Annotated in this window: 3 protein-coding genes; all 3 read left to right on the forward strand. The window is 49.7% G+C overall.

Going from position 1 to position 3,868, the window contains the following annotated elements; all coding sequences use genetic code 11:
* Positions 1–490: 490 nt before the first annotated feature.
* Positions 491–2,551 (forward strand): SEC-C metal-binding domain-containing protein, encoded by a 2,061-nt coding sequence (locus tag D5S03_RS08360; RefSeq protein WP_008868951.1) that lies wholly within the window; start codon positions 491–493, stop codon positions 2,549–2,551.
* A gap of 291 nt (positions 2,552–2,842) precedes the next feature.
* Positions 2,843–3,010 carry a hypothetical protein gene (locus tag D5S03_RS08365; RefSeq protein WP_287043434.1) on the forward strand — a complete coding sequence of 56 codons (168 nt, stop codon included), beginning with the start codon at positions 2,843–2,845 and terminating at the stop codon, positions 3,008–3,010.
* 63 nt (positions 3,011–3,073) lie between these two features.
* Positions 3,074–3,868 (forward strand): hypothetical protein (locus D5S03_RS08370; RefSeq protein WP_287043436.1); only part of this gene is annotated, 795 nt, incomplete at its 3' end.

The following is a 3,868-nucleotide window of genomic DNA, read 5'->3' on the forward strand; positions in this document are numbered from 1 at the left end:
CCGTGAGCGGCAGAGCCGCCCGCTCGCCCCGTGAAACACCCAGCACTCACTTTAATAATTTCGGTTTCATCACAAGCAAACAAATGGAAAAGTGAGTGCTGGGTCAGCGCAGCGGGTTTCACCGGGGTGTGCAACGAAGTTGCCAGCCTGCCCCGTTGAATAGCTCAACGAGCTAGCCCGCAGGGCATTAAACTGGGGTGCCAAAAAAATCTTCTTTGGCACGGGAAGCCTTCAGTCGTACACCCGACTAAAATACGCTTTGCTGTCCTGCGGAATTTTAGCGGGCACACGGGTGCTCCGCACACACGGTTTTGAAGAATAAAAGATCCCCAGCAAGGCATTACCCGCCTGGCAGACAGGCAAATTGGCAAATCTCCCCCCTGTAGAGTTACGGCTGAATCTGAACCCAAAAACGGCAGTGGTCGACCTGCTGACCCCGGAGGGACGTCTGGTAGCAATCAACTCATAACTTTTAACTCTCAAGCAGATTATGATTAATGGAAAGCTGATAGAAAGGCTGCGTAAAACTGATCGTTGTGCGCCTTCAGTTTCAGAACTGGCCAGGGACCTGGCTCAGATGCCATCTCAGGATCTAACAGATCTCATGCAGAAGCTGATTTATGATGGCGAAGATAAGGCCCTGGGCATTATGCTCAATGCCGTTGCCTGGGAAAGAATGCGTTTTGACCCCCAGGTACTGTGTCAGTCACTGAAAGTTGTGGATAACCTGGATGATTTTATTTATCCCTTTCGGGACCAGGATGAAGAATCTATAGGACCATTGCTTGACCTTGCCACAGCCAGGGATATTTCCAGTCAGAGAAATGTGCTGGCCGCTGTACTTGCGGCAGAGTTAAGTATCAGGTCGGGCACCAGGAATCAGGAAGTAAAAAAGGTTCTGACAAAAATGCAGCACGGCTTACTGCTTCCCGAGACCAGGGTTTATATTCAGGCAGCCTTGAACATGCTGCAGGACAATGACTGGCTGAGCAAATCTCTGCCAATTCTGGTGGAAAAAGACATTCATGAAGAACTGCCCAGGTCCAGAGCTCCCAGCTACATCGGCAGATCTCAAACAGTCCGCCGGCCTGTGGCCAAAATCAGCAGAAATGCACCATGTCATTGCGGCAGCGGCAAAAAATATAAAAAATGCTGCCTGGAAAAGGACGAGGAGCTTCTTCATGATGCATCCCCCTATGCCGGCTTGACCATGTCTCAAGTGATGGCTTCGCCGGATCTGGTGGAAGACACCGGCGTTATTGACAATATGCGGGCATACCAGCTGAAAAAGGTTGATCCTGAAAAACTCAACCCCAGGCAGTTGTTAGCTGCATACCGGAAGGCCGTCTCTTTCGGCCTGCTTGAAACAGGCTACAATATGCTTTTGGAGCTCAAGGGCAGACCGGAAAAGGAGCAGTTTGCCCTTGAGCGTATGCATGACCTTGAGCAAGAAGCCCTGGATGACGGCAATCTTGAGTTGTCTAAATTGATTCGCAGCCATTTACCGGAAGATGAACCAGACTATGCCTGCAGAGATTTTCACATGTTTCTCCTGGAAAACAAAGATCTGTTTATGGAGATGGAAAAGTACTGTCAAAATGTTCTCAGCAACCAGGACGATTTTTTCAATTATAATCCTGTGGACTTTGCTTTTTGCTTTGAAAAACTGTTTCCCGCCCTGAGCATAATCTTCATTCGTTCAGCTTTGCTGGATGAAAGGGGCTCTTTTCTGGATAGTAAATTCTTAATGAATGTTCTTCGCAGTTCCAGAGCGGATCTGGACCTTGATCCCCTGGATGACCCTGTTGAAGATTATCTGGAATGGTCCATGGATAAGTTTGAGCAGGATGTTGATCTCGAGGCCAAAGACAGGGAGATCCAGGAGCTTAAACAACAAATCTCAGAAGGACGCCGTGATGCTCTCAGGCAGGAGCGGGAATTGCGGGACAAGGAACGTGAACTTGAAAATCTGAGCGAGAGGCTGGAAAAGGAAAACAGACTCAAAAAGACCGGCGGTGCAGAGCAGGCTCAAAGTCAGGACCGGACCGGGGAGCAGGCCGATGTTGCTCATTTAAAGCGGCGTATTGAGCGTTTGAAAATGGAAATCAAAGAGCAGCAGAATGAGCGCAGCAGGTTGCGCAGCCAGCTTGAGTCCAAGCAGAAGGAAAAGTACAAAACTCAGGATCAGGCCGGGCAGGACAAGGAAAAGTCTGAAGATGTTGAGCAGGAACCGGCCCAGGAAGATGGCCTGGCGGTCAACAAAGTGTTTATTCCTGTATATACCGAACAGTTCAGAAAAAGCTGCGAGAATCTGCCGGCAGGCATTGTAGCCAAAGCCCTGCGGGCCGCAGCAGGATTTGCCTCGCACCACAGGGACACCCTGCGCCAGAGTAAAAGGCTGGAGCGGCTTTCCTCGGTTTACAGGGTGCGCATCGGACTTTATCACCGGCTTATGATCAGGTATGAAAAAGATGAACTTCAAGTGCTGGATCTCATCCACCGGCAGGAGCTGGAAAAATGGATCCGGCAGTATTCCGGGCAGGCAGGATGACATTGGCTTTTTTACCCAGATCAGGTTTGACCGAAAATGGGTAAAAAACGCCCTTTGCTATTAAGGGCAATAGTCATTGTATTTTTTGGTGAGTGACAAATCCATCCTGGCACCTTCCCTAAGAGTGCTTGCAATTTTAAAACCTTCCATGTTACTTAAAACTTCGGGCTGTAGGTTCACTTCCTGCCCAAGGCCTTTTTCCATGCAGTTATGAACAGGTCCCGAACAAATCTAAAGCAGATTGAATGCAGCTGTTGCAGCGTAATGTGCTTGTCCAGCTGAACTAAAAAAATGAATATATTCAAGCTTACCCTCCGCAAAAAATTCCTTCTTGCTCTGGTTGCAGCCTGTCTGGTGGCCCTGGTGCCGACCATCCTCATTGGTTGGCAGGTCTTGGAGAGCGGCAAGAACTATTTCGGGCGGGCCTACACAGAAAACTTTACCCTGCTCAAGGCCTAGGAGATTAAGGAGCCTGTAAGCAAAGAGCTGGCCCTGGCCCAGCGCTTTGCAGACTCAGTCCTGTTGAGGCAGTGGCTGCAGGATCCTCTTTCGGAAAACAAAAGGTCCATCTTTTTTCAGGAAGCACAGGGATACCAGGATGTTTTTCAGGACAGCAGCTATTTTTTAGTCAACCGGGAAACCCTGGCTTACTACTACAACGGTCCCGACAAGGAAAAAAGCCAGGAGCCCCGCTATTATCTGGACCCTGAAAATCCTGACGATTCCTGGTTTTTCAGTGCAATGGAGTTCGGCACCTACAATATCAATGTAAATCCGGATGTGCACCTGGATGAAGTCAAGGTCTGGATAAATGTGCCAGTATGGAATGGTGAACAAAAGATTGGCATGGCCGGCACTGGCCTTGATCTATCCGGCTTTCTCCAGGAGTTCATTGCGGTGGATGAACCCGGGGTAACTCCTGTTATTCTGGACTCGGCAGGTCTTATCCAGGCCCATCCGGACCATAGCCTCATAGCCTATGGTTCAGGTGCAGAGATTGATGCGCAGCTGCGTCCTGAGAGGCATCAGTCTTTTCTACAGAGCCATTTCTCCACACCGGGGTACGTTCAAAGACTGAATCAGGCCATGCAGATGGCCCGGGAAAATCCCGCTCAGGTTCAGACTTTCTGGGCCGACCTGGATGGTAGAAAACAGCTCATATCACTTGCCTGGATTCCTGAATTGAGCTGGCATGTGGTCACTGCCGTGGATCTGCAGTCGGCACAGGTGGTGGAAGGTGCCTGGTTGAGCAAGGCTGTGGCTGTTCTGGCTGTCATGCTGGTGCTTTTGCTTTTTATGTTTGCTTATGGGGTGGAG

This window comes from Desulfonatronospira sp. MSAO_Bac3 (assembly GCF_003838035.1).
Classification (GTDB): Bacteria; Desulfobacterota; Desulfovibrionia; order Desulfovibrionales; family Desulfonatronovibrionaceae; genus Desulfonatronospira; species Desulfonatronospira thiodismutans.